The sequence below is a fragment of the Gracilibacillus boraciitolerans JCM 21714 genome, assembly GCF_000521485.1.
Classification (GTDB): domain Bacteria; phylum Bacillota; class Bacilli; order Bacillales; family Amphibacillaceae; genus Gracilibacillus; species Gracilibacillus boraciitolerans.
In genome coordinates this window covers 452,718-470,783 of sequence record NZ_BAVS01000001.1, presented here as the reverse complement: position 1 = coordinate 470,783, position 18,066 = coordinate 452,718, and the positions used below count along the sequence as shown (strand labels likewise).

Below are 18,066 nucleotides of genomic sequence, written 5' to 3'. Positions count from 1 at the left end.
GAAGGAGTGTTATAAAATGCAACAATTAATCGCAGACATTACAAAGGATCAACTTAAAACTGATTTACCTGAGTTTCGTGCTGGTGACACTGTGAAAGTACATGTTAAGGTTGTTGAAGGTACGCGTGAGCGTATTCAGGTATTTGAGGGTGTTGTCATTAAACGCCAAAATGGTGGAATTAGTGAGACATTTACCGTTCGTAAAATTTCCTACGGTGTCGGGGTTGAACGTACAATTCCTGTACATTCACCACGTATCGCAAAAATTGAAGTAAGTCGTCGTGGTAAAGTTCGTCGTGCGAAGCTTTATTATCTACGTAATTTACGTGGTAAAGCAGCTCGTATTAAAGAAATTCGTTAACATGACTGGTAAAAAGGAGCTTGCATTGTCAGGCTCCTTTTTCTTCTATATAATTATAGATATAAACTCGGAAACTGACATTGGAAAGGATCCTATTTCATGGAAACTAAAAAGAGTGATTGGATGGACTGGATAAAAACCATCATAATAACAGCGATTATTGTAGTGTTATTTCGAATGTTTGTAGCGGTTCCGATCGTTGTAGATGGTCCATCAATGATGCCAACGTTAGAAAATAAAGATCGCTTAATTGTTAATAAAATCAGTTTGTTATTTAGTGAACCAGATCGTTTTGATGTTGTTGTTTTTCATGCTACAGCTAAAAAGGACTATATCAAAAGGGTGATTGGTTTACCGGGAGATTCCATTACATATAAAGACGATCAATTATATATTAATGGGGGGGAAGCTGTGGAAGAACCTTTCCTGGATGATGAATTAACGAATGATCCGTCAAGGTATACTTCTAATTTTAATATGAAAGATATTCAGGGAAATTCAGAAGTTGTTCCAGAAGGATATGTTTTTGTACTTGGTGATAATCGGTTAAATTCGACAGATAGTAGACATCTCGGTTATATATCAATCGATCAAATTGTTGGGATTGCAAGTGTTACATATTGGCCAATTAAAAATATAGGTTTTGTTAACTAGAGTTATATTATGGAGGTGAAAGTATGCCTATACAGTGGTTTCCAGGGCATATGGCGAAGGCTAAGAGAGAAGTACAGGAAAAACTGAATTTAGTGGATTTTGTGATAGAACTTGTTGATGCCCGAGCTCCATATTCTTCGCAAAATCCCTTATTACAACAAATATTGAATCAAAAGCCTAAAATGACTGTTTTAATGAAGGATGATTTAGCTGATTCAAAGTGGACATCAGTATGGTTATCTACATTTTCACAGCAAGGGATAAAGGCCATTTCCGTTAATGTTAATGAACGAAGAGATATTCAAAAAGCGATACAAACAGCAAAAGATATGGCATATGAGAAAATGGAAAGACTTAAGAAAAAAGGGATTCGGCCAAGACCCATTAGAGCTATGATTATCGGTATTCCTAACGTAGGAAAATCAACATTAATCAATCGGCTTGCTAACAAAAAAATTGCCAAAACTGGCGACCGTCCAGGTATTACGAAACAACAGCAATGGATAAAAGTAAAAAAAGATTTTGAATTATTAGATACTCCAGGTATTTTATGGCCTAAATTTGAAGAGGAAGTGGTTGGTTATCGTTTGGCAGCGATAGGAACGATTAAAGATCAATTGCTTCCCATTGAAGATGTGGCTGCTTTTGTGATTCAGCATCTTAAAAAATACTATCCAAAGATGTTAACAGATCGTTATCAGTTAACAGAACAATACAATGATATGGATGAAGTTTTTGAATTTATCGGCAAACAAAGGGGGGGTTGTCTTGAATCAGGTGGTCATGTTAATTTTGAAAAAACTGCTGATATCATTCTGCAAGATCTTCGCTCAGGGAAACTTGGGCATATCACGTTAGAGCAACCACATACTTCAGAATAAAGACATTCGCTTATGAATGTCTTCATTTTTTTGAATAAATGCCGATATTTTAAGAAACGAGGTTTTGTTATGGAAGAGAAATGGACGATCAACGAAATTAAAGACTATCTGGTAAATAAAGAACCTTCAAATGAAGTATTGCAATATTTAGAGAAAGATACTCGTATGGGTGTGAAAAAATTACTGCAACAATATCAAAATAGTATAGTGGCTAAAAAAGCGGAAGAAGAGAAATTTATCGAAATGAGCCGATTTGAACAGCAACTTTGGCAAAAGAATATAATAAGCATTGTCGGTGTGGATGAAGTGGGCAGAGGCCCGTTAGCAGGACCTGTTGTTGTAGCTGCAGTTGTTTTACCAAAAGATTTTAAATTATTAGGGTTAGATGACTCTAAGAAGGTGCCTAAAAAGCGAGAACTTTTTTTTAGATATATAACGACACATGCGGTAGAATACAGCATTGGAATTGTCGAAGCAGCCGAAATCGACCAAATAAATATATTGCAAGCCTCTAAGAAAGCAATGTATATAGCTATTGAAAAACTTTCTTCTGTTGACTATGTGTTAATTGATGCAGTGCACTTGGAACAGCTAAGGGTACCCAGTATGGCGATAATTAAAGGAGATCAAAAAAGTATATCAATTGCTGCAGCAAGTATTGTTGCAAAAGTGACACGTGACCAGATAATGGCGGATATTCATAATGATTATCCACAATATGGATTTAATAAAAATAGTGGATATGGAACAAAACAGCATTTAGAAGCAATTCAACAAAATGGATTAACAAGCTATCATAGGAGAAGCTTTTTAAAATCCTATATAGACAGGGAGTGATTTTAATTGGTATACATGCAGTCGTTATCAACTGGATTACGTTCAGAACATGCACGATTAGATACCCCCCCACAGGCAAATTTAAAACCAGGTCAACTGATTACAGGCAAAGTTTTGGAATTATATCCAAATCAGAAAGCATCCATTCAGCTCGGTGGCTCTAAAATCGTAGCGCAATTGGAAACATCACTAGCTTCCAAACAGGATTATTTGTTCCAAGTAACCTCAGTAGGAGCTATCATACAATTAAAAAAAATTAGTGAAGCACCTATACAAAATCGAGTAGTCAGTGACCAATTAATGCAGCAAATAGGATTATCAAATAATCGTGATTTAAAAACGTGGATGCAACATCTTCTTAATCAAAATATTCCTTTTACAACTAAAGATGGTCAAGCAATTGCTAATATAATTGCACAATTTGGAGGTTCAGGTATAAATCAAGCATTAGTTCAAATGATGTTGCAAAAAGGGTTACCTTTAACCGAACAGGTTTTTTCAAGTTTAAAAGCCTTTCAATCAAGACAGCTAGGTCCGCAAATAAGTCAACTACATCAATTACTTCAGCAAACTGGTCAGTCGCAACCGCAACCAATGTTAGCAAATTTACAGCAGCAATTAGCTGTTTTTGGTGCAAATAATAGTGATGCTAACACGTCGTTACGACAATTCGTACAAGCACATCAACAGACATTACTAAATACTAATCAAGTTAGTTTACCAATAATACAACAAATGATGTCATCACAAAACTTAACAACTGCACAGCTTCATGATACGGCTAAACAATTACAACAAGTATTGCAACAACAATTACCTTTAAAAGCGAATGAATTACAGACATTCGAAGTTTTCCTTAATCGTTTTAGTCAGGCAATACAACAAGATGGGGGGGCTACAGAATCATTGAAGAACGTTTTTCAACAGCATCCGCTTTTTTCAAAAGTAATGCAGCTATTGCCTCAATCAGAAAAAGTTCAATTACAGCAATGGCTTCAACAACCGCAAGTCACTGCAGGTCAGCAACAACAGATTTTTTCAATCCTGCAGAATTTGATCAATCAGCAATTACCACAACAGCAACAAAATACGTTGCGAGCTTTATTATTACATATCAATCAAGTGGATAAGAGTACCTTAAGTATTCAAAATCAATTTATACATATTGTCAAACATTTTGTGCACACAAGCGGAATACAAGATGAATCAGGTATGGCTCAAGCTCTTCGATCCACTAATCACATGCAAGTTAATCTGAACACAGTAATGCAATCTATCATGAGTTTATTACCACAAAACGAACAAAACTTGTTTCAAAATTGGCTGCAGCAAGCCCAGCCATCTTCTACCCAAATTCAGCAGATGGTCGAAATGATGCAACGTATTAATCTGCAGCAATTACCACAAACAGAACAAGCTGTGGTTCGTAATCTGATCATATTATTAGAGGCAGATAATCAGCCTTTAAATAAAGAACAAATGTTGCAACTAATTCGACAGTCTGTCAATCAATCAGAGGGATCTTTACAATCGTTACGTGATCAAGATTTTTCTCTTAAACAAAACTTATTACAGGCTAATCAACTAAATACAGAATTTGGTGGTGAACGGATTCAACGATTAATCCAGACATTAACCGGTATGCAAATCAACTTGGCACAAACTGATCAAGCTCTCTCACAGCAAAATTTTCACATACCTGGTGAACGATTCGGTTTGGCCCAGGATATTCGTTTGCAATTTGAAGGAAAACAAAAAAGTGATAGTGACGAAATCGACCCAGATTATTGTCGTATTTTATTCCATCTTGATTTAAATAACCTGGGAGAAACTATGATGACTCTTTCCATTCAGAAACGTGTCATTCATATCACGGTGTATAATGATGAACAAGAACTTAAACCATTAATTGATCAATTTAAACCAATCCTGAGGCAAAAGTTAGATGTCTTAAATTATCAGTTATCCTCTGTCTCTCATAAATCCTTAAATGATACACAGGCAATGATTAAAAGTCCAAAGCAGCAATTATCTATAGCACTTCCAAAAGAAGGGATAGATTTTAGAGTATGAGTGAGCAGGATAGATTCAGAAAAAAAGCAGTTGCCTTAAAGTACGATATGGAGAATGATCAGTCACCAAAAGTATCTGCTACAGGAAAAGGCTATGTTGCGGAAGAAATTATTGACAGAGCACAACAAAATAACATTCCAATTCAATCCGATCCTACATTAGTCGAACTACTCTCGCAGTTAAATATTAATGAGAATATACCGGAGGAACTGTATCAAGTTGTAGCAGAAGTCTTTGCATATATTTATCAAGTCGACCAAAAGCTAAAAAATAAAAACTGAAAAATCCACAACATTTCACCTTTATACACATTAGACATAAACTGCGAATTAGTGACAATTTTGAAAGTATGATGAATGTAAGTAAAAGCTCCGTCCATTTACTTCGCTTTAATAGGGTTCTACAACGTTAGTGACAGCTAGCACATGGATATCATTGCTTATTTCATCTTATTTGAACAGAGATCTATCCAAAGCGGAGGAAAAATGCGAGACTCCTGAGGGATCAGTGCGAGCTGAAGCCGCACCCCTAGGAAAGGGAGTGTTTTTCCGCAGCGTTGGATTTACAGTTATCTAAATACTGTTGTCAAAGAAGTACTTCGCAGTTTAGTTATATTGTCTAGGGTCTTTTAGTGGAAAAATAACCTGTTTTGTGTGCGCTTAGAAAAAAAGATGTAAATAATCATTGTATATTCTAGACAATTGTCAATAGTTTTTTTACAATGGGATAGCAGTGATTAATAGATGGGAGGATGAAAGATGAATATTCATGAGTATCAGGGCAAAGAAATTTTGCGTAGTTACGGTGTCGCTGTACCAAAAGGAAAAGTAGCATACACGGTGGAAGAAGCTGTTGAAGCTGCGAAAGAACTTGGTACAAAGGTATCGGTAGTCAAAGCTCAAATTCATGCTGGTGGAAGAGGAAAAGCAGGCGGCGTGAAGATAGCGAAAAATATCGAAGAAGTTCGTACATATGCAGACGAAATTCTAGGTAAAACCTTAGTAACACATCAAACAGGCCCTAATGGTAAAGAAGTAAAACGTTTACTAATTGAAGAAGGCTGTAACATTAAAAATGAATATTATATCGGACTTGTATTAGACCGTTCCACATCTAAAGTTACGATGATGGGATCTGAAGAAGGCGGTACAGAAATTGAAGAGGTGGCTGATAAAACACCTGAAAAAATCTTTAAAGAAGTGATTGATCCTGTAACAGGATTATTACCTTATCAAGCAAGAAGATTAGCTTTCAATATTAATATTCCGGCTGAAGAAATAGGAAAAGCCGTAAAATTTATGATGGGACTATATCAGGTATTTGTTGAAAAGGATTGTTCCATTGCTGAAATAAATCCACTCGCTACAACAGCAGAGGGCGATGTACTTGCATTAGATGCAAAATTAAACTTCGATGATAATGCATTATTCCGTCAAAAAGATATCGTGAAATACCGTGATCTCGACGAAGAAGACGAAAAAGAGATCGAAGCATCCAAATTTGATCTTAGTTATATTGCATTAGAAGGTAATATCGGTTGTATGGTTAATGGAGCAGGTCTAGCAATGTCTACAATGGATATTATTAAACACTATCATGGTGATCCGGCTAACTTCTTAGATGTTGGAGGCAGTGCTACTGCAGAAAAAGTAACAGAAGCATTTAAAATCATTTTGTCCGATAAAAATGTTAAAGGTATTTTTGTTAATATTTTTGGTGGTATAATGAAATGTGATGTTATCGCAGAAGGTGTAGTAACAGCAACGAAGGAAGTTGGTTTAACAATTCCTCTAGTAGTCCGTCTTGAGGGTACAAATGTGGATGCTGGTAAGAAAATCTTAGCAGAATCTGGTTTAAACATTACACCAGCTGAATCAATGGCAGACGGTGCAAAACAAATCGTTGCACTAGTTAATGAAAACTAAAAAGTATATCTCTAAAGGAAGAAGGAGGGTCCATTTACATGAGTGTATTTATTAATAAAGATACAAAAGTGCTTGTTCAAGGTATTACCGGTTCTACAGCACTTTTCCATACAAAACAAATGCTGGAATATGGCACAAAAATTGTTGCTGGTGTAACCCCCCCTAAAAAAGGCGGAACAGAAGTAGAAGGAGTACCTGTATTTAATACTGTAGCACAAGCTGTTAATGAGACAGGTGCAAATGCTTCAGTTATTTATGTGCCTGCTCCATTTGCTGCGGATGCAATTATAGAGGCTGTTGAAGCTGAGTTAGATCTTGTAATATGTATTACAGAACATATACCGGTAATGGATATGGTTAAAGTAAAACGTTATATGGAAGGTAAGAAAACAAGATTAATTGGACCAAACTGCCCAGGTGTAATCACACCTGAAGAATGTAAAATTGGGATTATGCCTGGTTACATTCATAAAAAAGGCCATATTGGTGTTATTTCTCGTTCAGGTACGTTAACATATGAAGCTGTGCATCAATTATCTAAAAATGGTTTTGGACAATCTACTGCTGTTGGTATTGGTGGAGATCCAGTGAATGGTACAGATTTTATTGATGCTCTAAAAGCATTTAATGAAGATCCAGAAACAGAAGCTGTGATGATGATTGGAGAAATTGGTGGTACTGCAGAAGAAGAAGCAGCTGAATGGGTAAAAGCTAACATGACAAAACCTGTTGTAGGATTTATTGGTGGTGCTACAGCACCTCCTGGAAAACGTATGGGACATGCTGGCGCAATTATCTCAGGTGGTAAAGGTACTGCTGAAGAAAAAATAAAAGTGATGAACAGTTGTGGAATTCAAGTAGCAGAAACACCTGCTGTTATGGGTGAAACGCTAATCAGTGTTTTAAAAGAAAAAGGATTATACAATAAGTGTAAAACTCATTAATCATTCAGGAAAAATAAGCTAAGATGACTCTTGGCTTATTTTCCATATATAAAGGGAGTGGAGAAATGGATAAAAGGGAATGGCGACTCATTCTGTTACATCATATTAAAGGTGTGAGTAGATCATTATTAAAGAAAGTAATTAAACTTGATCCTGATTTAGTTCAGAGTTATCAATGGAGTGGTCAACAATGGCAGGAATATTTTCATTTAAGTGAAAAAAAGCTACTTTTATTGTGGAACAGCTTCATAACAGATCATTACAGAAAGAAGTAGTAGCAAATGTGAACAGATTCCAGGTTATTACAATTTTTAATCAAAAATATCCTTCATCCTTGAAAGTCATCCCGGATCCACCTCTTGTTTTATATCTTCATGGTGATTCAACTTTATTATCTTATTCACCTAATTTAAGCGTAGTAGGAACACGTCATCCATCGGTAAATGCTTTATCCATTATGAAAAATTTACTTATACCTTTATTTCAATATAAACTTGTTATAACAAGTGGTATGGCAATTGGAATTGATGGTTTTGCCCATCAGTTAGCTTTACAACATCAGAGTCCCACTATTGCTGTATTAGGTGGTGGTTTTGATCATATTTATCCGAAAGAACATCAATCATTATATCAACAAATTTCCAAAGAAAATCTAATCATTTCAGAATATCCACCAAATCAACCTCCACAAAAATACCATTTTCCCGAGCGAAATCGAATCATTAGCGGGTTAAGTTTTGGAACACTAGTAATTGAAGCAAAAAAAAGAAGTGGTACTCTGATAACGGTAGATCAAGCTTTAGAACAAGGTAAAGAAGTGTTTGCTGTTCCAGGGTCTATTTTAGCTGAAACTAGTTCAGGTTGTAATCAGCTTATTCAAGATGGTGCAAAGCTGGTATTATCTAGTAACGATATATTAGAAGAATGTATTATACACCATCCTAATCAATTGAAAATTTAGGTTGTAATTTATATTTTTATATTGCTTTGTTTGACAAACACCAGCAAAGTATTTAATAATAGGGAAGATTTATCATATCTAGAAATGAATGATTATACTATATGATTAACAGAATGAAATTACCTCTTGGGAGGGGGGGTCAGGAATAATGGAACAATATTTAGTAATCGTTGAATCACCAGCTAAGGCTAAAACTATAGAAAAATATTTAGGGAAAAAATATAAAGTAAAAGCTTCGATGGGACATGTTAGAGACCTTCCGAAAAGTCAAATGGGTGTAGATGTAAAAAATGATTATGACCCAAAGTACATTACGATCCGAGGTAAGGGTCCTGTTTTGAAGGAATTAAAAACTGCCGCCAAAAAAGTGGATAAAGTATTCCTTGCAGCCGATCCCGATCGTGAAGGGGGGGAAGCAATTGCATGGCATTTAGCTCATAGTTTAAATATTGATTTAGATTCTGAGTGTAGAGTGGTATTTAATGAAATCACCAAAGAAGCGGTCAAGGACTCTTTTAAGCACCCTAGAACGATTAATATGGATTTGGTTGATGCTCAACAAGCTAGGAGAATTTTAGATCGCTTAGTAGGATATAATATTAGTCCACTTCTCTGGCAGAAAGTAAAGAAAGGTTTAAGTGCAGGGCGTGTTCAGTCCGTTGCCGTTAAAATGATTATTGATAGAGAAAATGAGATTAAAGAGTTTAAACCAGAAGAATATTGGAGTATTGATTCTGTTTTTCATAAAGGAAAGCAAACATTTGATGCAGCTTTTTATGGAGTAGATGGTAAAAAGAAAGCCCTGCGTTCAAAAGAAGATGTTGATCAGATATTAGCTACTTTAAAAGGAAATGACTTCTTAGTAGAGAAAGTAAATAAAAAAGAACGAAATAGAAATCCATCACTGGCTTTTACTACCTCTTCCTTACAACAAGAGGCAGCGAGGAAATTAAATTTTCGAGCAAGAAAAACAATGATGGTTGCTCAACAATTGTATGAAGGAATTGATTTAGGAAGAAAAGAAGGTGGCGTCACAGGTTTAATCACGTATATGCGTACAGATTCCACAAGAATTTCTGAAACCGCTAAAAATCAGGCGAAAGAATATGTGGAAAATAAATATGGAAAAGAATTCACTGGGATTAATAAAAAATCGAAAAATTCAGAAGGTGCCCAAGACGCACACGAAGCTATCAGACCTACAAATGCTTTAAGAGATCCGCAATCTGTAAAATCAATACTATCCAGAGATCAACTTAAGTTATATAAACTAATTTGGGAAAGATTCATTGCCAGTCAAATGGCATCAGCTGTTATGGATACGATGACTGTACATCTTACAAACCAAGGCATAGAATTTAGAGCAACAGGTTCAAAAATTAAATTTAAAGGATTTATGACAGTCTATATCGAAAGTACCGATGATCAACAAAAGCAGACAGACAAATGGTTACCAGATCTAAATGAAGGTGAAATAGTAAAAACAGAAAAAATAACACCAAACCAACACTTTACACAGCCACCTCCAAGATATACAGAAGCAAGACTTGTAAAGACTATGGAGGAGAAAGGTATTGGCAGACCTTCTACGTATGCTCCAACATTGGATACGATACAACGGAGAGGTTATATTGCATTAGATAATAAAAGATTTGTTCCAACCGAACTTGGCGAAATCGTCATTCAATTAATTAATGAATTTTTCCCTGAGATTATCGATGTTGCTTTTACTGCTAAAATGGAAGAGGATTTAGATGCAGTTGAAGAAGGTCATACACAATGGATAAAAATAATTGATCAGTTTTATCAAGGTTTTGATAAACGTCTTGAAAAAGCAGAAAAAGAAATGGAAAAAGTTGAAATTCGTGATGAACCTGCAGGTATTGATTGTGAAAAGTGCGGACATGAAATGGTCTATAAAATGGGCAGATATGGGAAATTTCTTGCATGTTCTAATTTCCCTGAATGTCGTAATACGAAGCCTATCTTGAAAGAGATTGGGGTTAAATGTCCAGAATGTAAAGATGGTAATATTGTAGAAAGAAAGACAAAGAAGCGACGGACCTTCTATGGTTGTGATAATTATCCTAAGTGTGAATTTATTTCATGGGATAAACCAGTAGGAAGAGATTGTCCGAAATGTAATAAAATGCTAGTTGAGAAGAAATCAAAGAAAAATACACAAGTACAATGTTCTTCATGCGATTATAAAGAAGAGGAACAAGGATAGAATAATATAGAAGCTTACTCATATAAAGAGTAAGCTTCATTTTATTATGAATAATTACAAAAATAGCCCAGAATGAAGTGATATTGATTGATGTTAAATCAAGTAAACGTTTAGAAAATAGTTATAATTCCATATAAAAATAGTTGGATCAAGTTGAAAGTTAATGGCTTGAAATGAAACGATGGAATGTCTGGTTTCTCTTATGTACTTTTTAATGTTAGTATTATAGTAAATAAGGTAATTAATGAAATTGCTTACAATAAAGAGTAATTGTTTGTTTTGGCTCAATCTTTTAAGGGGAATAATATAATATTAAAGGTAATCTTTGATAAACTGTTAACAATATTGCCATTACAATTGCAGACTTGAATTGCTTATGATACTATTTTAACGCATTAAGAGGTGGCTTATGAATTATTATAAAGAATGGTTGAAATATTTGGAGTACTTACAAATCGAAAAGAATGCATCGAAAAGTACAATCGAGGCTTATGAAAAAGATTTAGCGCATTTTTTTCGATTTCTAACATCAGAAAATTTAGAAAGCTTATCCCTTGTTAATTATGCAATTATTCGTACCTATTTAACAACATTGTATGAACAAGGACTAGTGAAAAGGTCAATAAGCCGTCACATTTCAACGCTAAGAAGCTTTTTTAAATTTCTTATTAGAGAAAAGATTGTTTTGGAGAACCCACTTGTTCATTTACAATTGCCTAGAACACCATATAAAATACCTGAATTTCTATACCAGGAAGAAATTAATAAACTATTTGATGCTATTGATAGGTCTTCAAAACTTGGCAAACGTAACTTGGCTTTATTAGAAGTGTTATATGGGACAGGCATTAGAGTCAGTGAATGTGTGCATATAACAATGGATAAAATTGACTTCGAACTCCAAACCATATTGGTCTTAGGTAAAGGAAATAAGGAAAGATATGTACCATTTGGAGACTACGCTGAAAAAGCACTTGTTCACTATATAAATGAAAGCCGGTCTTTATTAATAACTGAAAAAAGTCAACCACAAAATTTTTTGTTTTTAAATGCTAGAGGTAATCCATTAACAGCAAGAGGTGTACGATTAATTATTAATAAGCAAGTGGAAGAAGCAGCACTAACCTTTCAAATTCATCCACATAAATTAAGGCATAGTTTTGCCACACATTTATTAGATAATGGTGCTGATTTGCGCGCTGTACAAGAATTATTGGGTCATACTAATTTATCTTCTACTCAGATCTATACCCATGTCTCTAAAGACCGTTTAAAAAAAGTTTATCATACAGCACATCCACGTGCGAATCGTTAATGTATTAGAGGAGGACTAAAGATGGAAACATTTCATGCGACGACAATATTCGCTGTCCAACATAATGGAAAATCAGCTATGTGTGGTGATGGTCAGGTAACACTTGGAAATCAAGTAATAATGAAACATACGGCAAAAAAAGTAAGAAAACTATATCAGAATCAAGTATTAGCAGGGTTTGCCGGTTCTGTAGCAGATGCGTTTACTTTATATGAAAGCTTTGAAGCCAAATTAGAAACATATGATGGAAATCTTTCCCGGGCCGCAGTGGAACTAGCCAAAGATTGGCGAAATGATAAATACTTAAGAAAATTAGAAGCTATGTTAATCGTAATGAATAAAAAAGAACTATTGTTAATTTCAGGTACTGGTGAAGTGATTGAACCAGATGATGGCATCCTTGCAATTGGTTCAGGTGGGAACTATGCTTTAAGTGCTGGAAGAGCTTTAAAGAGACATGCACCAACAATGGAAGCAAAAGAGATTGCCAAATCGTCCTTAGAAATAGCTGGGGGGGAAATTTGTGTGTTTACTAACAATCAATTAATATTGGAAGAGCTTGAATAAGAAGGGATGATCCTTATGTCATTGAATCTAACTCCTAAAAAAATCGTTGAAAAATTAAGTGAATATATAATTGGTCAGGAGAATGCTAAAAAAGCGGTAGCAGTTGCTTTGAGAAATCGTTATCGAAGAATGCAACTGTCTGAAGAACTAAGAAATGAAATAGTCCCTAAAAATATCTTGATGATAGGACCTACTGGTGTAGGAAAAACTGAAGTAGCCAGAAGGCTGGCGAAATTGGTGGGCGCACCGTTTATTAAAGTAGAAGCAACAAAATATACAGAAGTCGGGTATGTTGGACGTGATGTGGAATCGATGGTAAGAGATTTAGTTGAAACATCAATACGGATGGTAAAAGAAGATGCGATGAAGGAAGTAGAAGGTAAGGCTGAAAAATTAGCTAACAATAGAATTGTGGAGTTGTTCGTACCATCAAAAAAGAAAAATAATTCTACAAAAAATCCATTTGACTTCTTTCTTAATCAAAATCAACAACAATCACATGAGGACCAAACACAGGATAAAGAAGCAAAAGAGAGTATCCAGCAACAACGACAACAAACAAAGAAATTATTAGAACTTGGTGAACTTGAAGATCGTACAGTAACAATTGAAGTAGAAGAACAAACAACTAATATGTTTGACATGCTCCAAGGATCTGGAATGGAACAAATGGGAATGAACATGCAGGATGCCTTGGGTTCACTGATACCTAAAAAGAAAAAGAAGAGAAGTCTTCTAGTTAAAGATGCGAGAAAAGTTTTAATCGATCAGGAAGCACAGAAACTTATTGATATGGACCACGTCATCCACCAAGCAATCGAAAAAGCAGAACAAATGGGGGGGATTATTTTTATTGATGAAATCGATAAAGTTGCGGTTAAACAAGAACAATCATCAACCGTATCGAGAGAAGGGGGGGTACAAAGAGATATCCTGCCAATTGTAGAAGGATCGTCAATTGTTACTAAATATGGTACAGTTAAGACCGATCATATGTTGTTTATCGCAGCAGGTGCTTTCCATATGGCTAAACCTTCTGATTTGATTCCTGAATTACAAGGTAGATTTCCAATTCGCGTAGAATTTGAAAAACTAACTATTACTGATTTTGAGCGAATCCTAAAAGAACCGTCTAATTCACTGTTAACTCAGTACAAAGCATTGTTGGAAACAGAAGGTATAACCATTTCTTTTACAAATGAAGCGATATACCGTCTAGCAGAAATAGCATATCAAGTGAACCAGGAAACAGATAATATTGGAGCAAGAAGACTACATACGATATTAGAAAAGTTGCTGGAAGAATTGTCATATGAAGCTTCAGATATTGGGATAGGAAATATTGAAATTACGGAACATTATGTTAATGATAAACTAAAAGCAATTGCAACAAATAGAGATTTAAGTCAATTTATTTTATAACTTGGATGGTGAATGAAATGCAATTATTAGAAAAAACCAGAGAAATAAATGCGATGCTGCAGAAAACTAAAGGAAAGTCTGTGGATTTCAAAGATATGGCCAAAACATTAAGAGATGTAATTAGTGCCAATGTCTTTATTGTAAGCAGAAGAGGTAAACTATTAGGGTTTGCTATAAATCAACTGATTGAAAATGATCGAATGAAAAAAATGTTAGAAGAAAGACAATTTCCAGAAACCTATACTAAAAATTTATTTAATATCACAACCACTACTACAAATCTTGATATTGATAGTGAATACACAGCTTTTCCAGTTGAGAACCGTGATTTATTTCAAAACGGGTTAACAACCATTGTTCCGATTATAGGTGGTGGACAACGTTTAGGTACGTTAATATTAAGTAGATTATCTGATTCTTTTGAGGATGATGAGCTAGTCTTAGCCGAATATGGTGCCACTGTGGTAGGAATGGAGATATTGCATGAAAAAACGGGAGAAATTGAAGAAGAAGCAAGAAGTACAGCTGTTGTGCAGATGGCAATCAGTTCGTTATCATATAGTGAGTTAGAGGCAATTGAGCACATTTTTGAAGAATTAGCTGGTATGGAAGGATTATTAGTAGCAAGCAAGATAGCTGATCGGGTGGGTATTACCCGTTCTGTGATCGTCAATGCACTTAGAAAGTTGGAGAGTGCAGGTGTGATTGAATCAAGATCTTTAGGAATGAAGGGTACCTATATTAAAGTTCTAAATGATAAATTTTTAAATGAATTAAAATAAAAATATTTATAAAAAAGTTCTCCAAACTAAAATGGAGAACTTTTTTTATTTTGAAATTCATATATATGCTATTTCTTCGACATTAATTTTTAAAAAACCACAAAAAATTAACTAAAATCAAGACCTTAGACCTATTTTTATAAAAAAAGTAACCTATTTTAGTAATGATATGACGATTAGTCATAGACAGTTTGTGTTATTTATCTTACAATATTCGTTAGAGGAATAATTTTTATGACTGTTTATAAAAAAAGTGGAGGATTTGACATGTCATTATTTCAAGGTACCATTCAAACGCTCGAAAATTCTTTAGATTATGCAACGGTTAAGAATAGAACGATCGCACATAATATATCAAATGCTGATACAGCAAATTACAAGTCTAAAAATGTACAATTTAATGAAGTTCTTAAAAATCAACTGTCGAATCAATTTGAAACAAAGCGTACAGACGAGCGACATCTTTCTTTTTCGACAAATACTTCTAATATAAAAGTCACAACAAATACATCAACCATGTATAACCATAATGGTAATAACGTTGATATTGATAAAGAAATGTCTGAATTGGCAAAAAACCAAATCTATTATCAAGCATTAGTGGACCGCATCAATGGCAAATTTAATAGTTTACAAAGCGTTATTAGAGGAGGTAATTAATAATGTCTATATTTAATGGAATAAATACGAGCGCTAGTGGTCTGACTGCACAACGGCTTAGAATGGACACAATCGCTTCTAATATAGCAAATGTGGATACCACTAGAGCGACAGTGAACGCAGAAGGTGAATATGAACCGTACCGTAGAAAAATGACCGTATTATCTCCGAAAGATCAAGGTTTTTCATCTATCCTACAACATGCATCCTATCGAGGAGAAAGTGAAGGTTCCGGGGGGGTAAAAGTAACTCAAATAGTGGAAGACGACGAGCCTTTTCAATTAGTTTATAATCCTAATCATCCTGACGCAAATGAAGATGGCTATGTTGAAATGCCAAATGTTGATCCTTTGAAAGAAATGGTCGACATGATGAGTGCGACAAGATCATATGAGGCGAATGTCACATCTTTAAACGCATCTAAGACAATGTTAATGAAGGCACTTGAAATTGGTAAGTAAATGAAGAACGGAAAGGGTGAAAAGTCCAATGAATATCTATTCTTTGCAAAATATCCAACCTGATTATAATCAAATAAATAATGAACCTAAGATATCAGTAGGTGAAGCGCAACAAGCTTTTGCAACAAATCTTAAAGAGGCAATTAGTAATATTAATCAAGCGCAAAAAGCATCCGATCAGAAAACAGAGGCATTAGCTAAAGGGGGGGAAATTAATGATTTGCATGATGTAATGATTACTTCACAAAAAGCTAGTATCATGCTACAAACAGGCGTACAGATTCAGAAAAAAGTAGTCGATGCCTACAACGAAATAATGAGATTACAAGTATAATAGTTGATTTGTTGTATGCAAGTAATGATGTTGGGGGGGGCACAAAATGAACGAAAAATGGAAACAATATAAGGAGAAAGTTACAGCATATTATTCATCAATGTCCAAAATGAAAAAAGGATTACTTTTTGGAGGAATTGGTTTACTAATAGCCTTGATTATTCTTACGACGGTATTGACTACTTCCAATGATAATATGGTCACATTATATAAGGATTTATCGTTACAGGAAGTGGGTCAAATTAAAGAAGAATTAGATGCTCGGGGGGGTGTAGGTTATGAGATCGCTAATGCTGGGACTGCTGTCAATGTCCCTGAAGCAGATGCTGATTCACTGTTAGTCGACTTAGCAGCTCAGGGTATACCTGATAGTGGCAGTATTGATTATTCATTCTTTGCTGAAAATAGTTCATGGGGGGGCGTAACAGATAATGAGTTTGATGTGATGAAATTGGACGCCATGCAAACGGAATTAGCCACTCTTATAACGCAAATCAATGGGATAGAAGCTGCTGAGGTAATGATTAATATGCCTGAAGATCCAGTGTTTATTAGTGATCAGCAACAGGAAGGAACCGCATCTATTGTGGTCCAGACACAACCAGGCTATCAATTTGAACCATCGCAGATTAATACTCTGTATCATCTGGTTTCAAAATCAGTACCAAATCTGCCTACTGATAATATCGTCATTATGAATCAAAATTTTGAGTATTATGACTTAAATAATGAGAATTCTCTTGCGAACGGGGATACACATACCTCTCAACAACAAATCAAAAGTGACATAGAAAAGGACATTGAAAGACGTGTTCAACGAATGTTAGGTTCAATGATCGGTATGAATAAAGTAGCGATTTCTGCAACTGCCGATATTGATTTCACGCAGGAAAAGCGTGTGGAGCAATTAGTGGAACCTGTCAATGAAGAGATGGATACGTTGCCGGTAAGTATTGAAACAATCACTGAATCCTTCATTGGAGCACAGCCAGAAGAGGGCGCTGTCGGTGTTGAAGAAGGCGAAATCCCAAATTATCCTGCTGGATTAGATGGAAATATTGGTGATTACGAGTTAGTAAAAGAATCAGTAAATAATGAATTTAATAGAATTCAGCGAGACATTGTAGAAAGTCCGTATAAGATTAGAGATTTAGGGATTCAAGTAGCAATCGATAATACAAGAGTTCTAGAAAACGGTGAAATAGAAGAATTAACACCACAAGAGCAGTTACAGGTGGAGGAAAGTATTGCGTCTATATTAGAATCAATCGTCACAACTTCGATTGATAAGACATACGGCGAAATTGTACCAGAAGAAAAAGTATCAATTGTAATGCAACCATTTGAAGGAACGAATGTGTTACAAAACGCTCAGGTAACTCCCGTAATACCTATATGGATATACATAGTTGGCGGTGTTTTATTATTAGCTATCATCTTCTTAATTATCTTATTGCGGCGTAAACGTTCAGAAGAGGAAGAAGTTGTCGAAGAGGTGGAAGCGACTGAATTCACAGAACGAGAGATACCACCGATCACACATACAGATGATTCTGATGCGTCAATGAGACGTAAACAACTTGAAAAATATGCTCAAGATAAACCGGAAGAATTTGCAAAACTACTTAGAAGTTGGATATCAGAAGATTAAAGGAGGTT

General features: G+C 35.1%; 19 protein-coding genes. All 19 read left to right on the top strand.

The annotated features are described in order from the left end of the window. Positions 1-16 precede the first annotated feature (16 nt). Positions 17-361, top strand: a complete 345-nt coding sequence (gene rplS / locus JCM21714_RS02400) for a 50S ribosomal protein L19 (protein WP_035721487.1) — start codon at positions 17-19, stop codon at positions 359-361. 99 nt (positions 362-460) lie between these two features. Then, positions 461-1,015 (top strand): signal peptidase I, encoded by a 555-nt coding sequence (gene lepB, locus JCM21714_RS02395; protein ID WP_035721484.1) that lies wholly within the window; start codon positions 461-463, stop codon positions 1,013-1,015. Positions 1,016-1,038: 23 nt separating this feature from the next. Beyond that, positions 1,039-1,896, top strand: a complete 858-nt coding sequence (gene ylqF, locus JCM21714_RS02390) for a ribosome biogenesis GTPase YlqF (RefSeq protein WP_035721482.1) — start codon at positions 1,039-1,041, stop codon at positions 1,894-1,896. A 69-nt stretch (positions 1,897-1,965) separates the two neighbouring features. Further along, positions 1,966-2,733, top strand: coding sequence for a ribonuclease HII (rnhB, locus tag JCM21714_RS02385; RefSeq protein ID WP_035721480.1), 768 nt, complete (start codon positions 1,966-1,968; stop codon positions 2,731-2,733). Between the two features lie 15 nt (positions 2,734-2,748). After that, positions 2,749-4,806, top strand: coding sequence for a TP0910 N-terminal domain-containing protein (locus JCM21714_RS02380; protein WP_500784394.1), 2,058 nt, complete (start codon positions 2,749-2,751; stop codon positions 4,804-4,806). Continuing rightward, complete coding sequence (locus tag JCM21714_RS02375; protein WP_035721476.1) at positions 4,803-5,087, top strand: EscU/YscU/HrcU family type III secretion system export apparatus switch protein; 285 nt, start codon at positions 4,803-4,805, stop codon at positions 5,085-5,087. The genes JCM21714_RS02380 and JCM21714_RS02375 overlap by 4 nt, the downstream gene beginning before the upstream one ends. 477 nt (positions 5,088-5,564) lie before the next feature. Further along, entirely contained in the window at positions 5,565-6,731 is a 1,167-nt protein-coding gene (sucC, locus tag JCM21714_RS02370; protein WP_035721474.1) for an ADP-forming succinate--CoA ligase subunit beta, read from the top strand. Positions 6,732-6,769: 38 nt separating this feature from the next. Beyond that, positions 6,770-7,675, top strand: a complete 906-nt coding sequence (gene sucD, locus JCM21714_RS02365) for a succinate--CoA ligase subunit alpha (RefSeq protein ID WP_035721468.1) — start codon at positions 6,770-6,772, stop codon at positions 7,673-7,675. A 65-nt stretch (positions 7,676-7,740) separates the two neighbouring features. After that, a complete protein-coding gene (locus tag JCM21714_RS20780) occupies positions 7,741-7,950 on the top strand; it encodes a hypothetical protein (RefSeq protein ID WP_235182549.1) in 210 nt (69 codons plus the stop codon). Continuing rightward, positions 7,911-8,636 carry a DNA-processing protein DprA gene (dprA, locus tag JCM21714_RS02360; protein ID WP_235182548.1) on the top strand — a complete coding sequence of 242 codons (726 nt, stop codon included), beginning with the start codon at positions 7,911-7,913 and terminating at the stop codon, positions 8,634-8,636. Before JCM21714_RS20780 ends, dprA begins: the two co-directional genes overlap by 40 nt. 148 nt (positions 8,637-8,784) lie before the next feature. Beyond that, complete coding sequence (gene topA, locus JCM21714_RS02355; RefSeq protein WP_035721465.1) at positions 8,785-10,866, top strand: type I DNA topoisomerase; 2,082 nt, start codon at positions 8,785-8,787, stop codon at positions 10,864-10,866. A gap of 409 nt (positions 10,867-11,275) precedes the next feature. Continuing rightward, positions 11,276-12,181 (top strand): tyrosine recombinase XerC, encoded by a 906-nt coding sequence (gene xerC / locus JCM21714_RS02350; RefSeq protein WP_035721462.1) that lies wholly within the window; start codon positions 11,276-11,278, stop codon positions 12,179-12,181. A 21-nt stretch (positions 12,182-12,202) separates the two neighbouring features. Next, on the top strand, positions 12,203-12,748 hold the full coding sequence (gene hslV / locus JCM21714_RS02345) for an ATP-dependent protease subunit HslV (RefSeq protein ID WP_035721459.1): 546 nt from the start codon (positions 12,203-12,205) through the stop codon (positions 12,746-12,748). A 15-nt stretch (positions 12,749-12,763) separates the two neighbouring features. After that, the gene (hslU, locus tag JCM21714_RS02340; protein WP_035721456.1) at positions 12,764-14,170 is read left to right on the top strand and encodes an ATP-dependent protease ATPase subunit HslU; all 1,407 of its coding nucleotides are present in this window, start codon (positions 12,764-12,766) and stop codon (positions 14,168-14,170) included. Between the two features lie 17 nt (positions 14,171-14,187). Further along, on the top strand, positions 14,188-14,952 hold the full coding sequence (gene codY / locus JCM21714_RS02335; RefSeq protein WP_035721453.1) for a GTP-sensing pleiotropic transcriptional regulator CodY: 765 nt from the start codon (positions 14,188-14,190) through the stop codon (positions 14,950-14,952). Between the two features lie 267 nt (positions 14,953-15,219). Next, a complete protein-coding gene (gene flgB, locus JCM21714_RS02330) occupies positions 15,220-15,612 on the top strand; it encodes a flagellar basal body rod protein FlgB (RefSeq protein WP_035721450.1) in 393 nt (130 codons plus the stop codon). A 2-nt stretch (positions 15,613-15,614) separates the two neighbouring features. Then, entirely contained in the window at positions 15,615-16,073 is a 459-nt protein-coding gene (gene flgC / locus JCM21714_RS02325) for a flagellar basal body rod protein FlgC (RefSeq protein ID WP_035721447.1), read from the top strand. A 28-nt stretch (positions 16,074-16,101) separates the two neighbouring features. Next, entirely contained in the window at positions 16,102-16,407 is a 306-nt protein-coding gene (fliE, locus tag JCM21714_RS02320; protein ID WP_035721444.1) for a flagellar hook-basal body complex protein FliE, read from the top strand. A 46-nt stretch (positions 16,408-16,453) separates the two neighbouring features. Then, positions 16,454-18,058 (top strand): flagellar basal-body MS-ring/collar protein FliF, encoded by a 1,605-nt coding sequence (gene fliF / locus JCM21714_RS02315; RefSeq protein ID WP_035721441.1) that lies wholly within the window; start codon positions 16,454-16,456, stop codon positions 18,056-18,058. The last annotated feature ends 8 nt before the right edge of the window (positions 18,059-18,066 follow it).

What these genes read in the sequence shown, in the direction of transcription:
- rplS (WP_035721487.1), top strand. Translation starts at nt 17, where the DNA reads ATGCAACAATTAATCGCAGACATTACAAAGGATCAACTTAAAACTGAT.
- lepB (WP_035721484.1), top strand. Translation starts at nt 461, where the DNA reads ATGGAAACTAAAAAGAGTGATTGGATGGACTGGATAAAAACCATCATA.
- ylqF (WP_035721482.1), top strand. Translation starts at nt 1,039, where the DNA reads ATGCCTATACAGTGGTTTCCAGGGCATATGGCGAAGGCTAAGAGAGAA.
- rnhB (WP_035721480.1), top strand. Translation starts at nt 1,966, where the DNA reads ATGGAAGAGAAATGGACGATCAACGAAATTAAAGACTATCTGGTAAAT.
- JCM21714_RS02380 (WP_500784394.1), top strand. Translation starts at nt 2,749, where the DNA reads ATGCAGTCGTTATCAACTGGATTACGTTCAGAACATGCACGATTAGAT.
- JCM21714_RS02375 (WP_035721476.1), top strand. Translation starts at nt 4,803, where the DNA reads ATGAGTGAGCAGGATAGATTCAGAAAAAAAGCAGTTGCCTTAAAGTAC.
- sucC (WP_035721474.1), top strand. Translation starts at nt 5,565, where the DNA reads ATGAATATTCATGAGTATCAGGGCAAAGAAATTTTGCGTAGTTACGGT.
- sucD (WP_035721468.1), top strand. Translation starts at nt 6,770, where the DNA reads ATGAGTGTATTTATTAATAAAGATACAAAAGTGCTTGTTCAAGGTATT.
- JCM21714_RS20780 (WP_235182549.1), top strand. Translation starts at nt 7,741, where the DNA reads ATGGATAAAAGGGAATGGCGACTCATTCTGTTACATCATATTAAAGGT.
- topA (WP_035721465.1), top strand. Translation starts at nt 8,785, where the DNA reads ATGGAACAATATTTAGTAATCGTTGAATCACCAGCTAAGGCTAAAACT.
- xerC (WP_035721462.1), top strand. Translation starts at nt 11,276, where the DNA reads ATGAATTATTATAAAGAATGGTTGAAATATTTGGAGTACTTACAAATC.
- hslV (WP_035721459.1), top strand. Translation starts at nt 12,203, where the DNA reads ATGGAAACATTTCATGCGACGACAATATTCGCTGTCCAACATAATGGA.
- hslU (WP_035721456.1), top strand. Translation starts at nt 12,764, where the DNA reads ATGTCATTGAATCTAACTCCTAAAAAAATCGTTGAAAAATTAAGTGAA.
- codY (WP_035721453.1), top strand. Translation starts at nt 14,188, where the DNA reads ATGCAATTATTAGAAAAAACCAGAGAAATAAATGCGATGCTGCAGAAA.
- flgB (WP_035721450.1), top strand. Translation starts at nt 15,220, where the DNA reads ATGTCATTATTTCAAGGTACCATTCAAACGCTCGAAAATTCTTTAGAT.
- flgC (WP_035721447.1), top strand. Translation starts at nt 15,615, where the DNA reads ATGTCTATATTTAATGGAATAAATACGAGCGCTAGTGGTCTGACTGCA.
- fliE (WP_035721444.1), top strand. Translation starts at nt 16,102, where the DNA reads ATGAATATCTATTCTTTGCAAAATATCCAACCTGATTATAATCAAATA.
- fliF (WP_035721441.1), top strand. Translation starts at nt 16,454, where the DNA reads ATGAACGAAAAATGGAAACAATATAAGGAGAAAGTTACAGCATATTAT.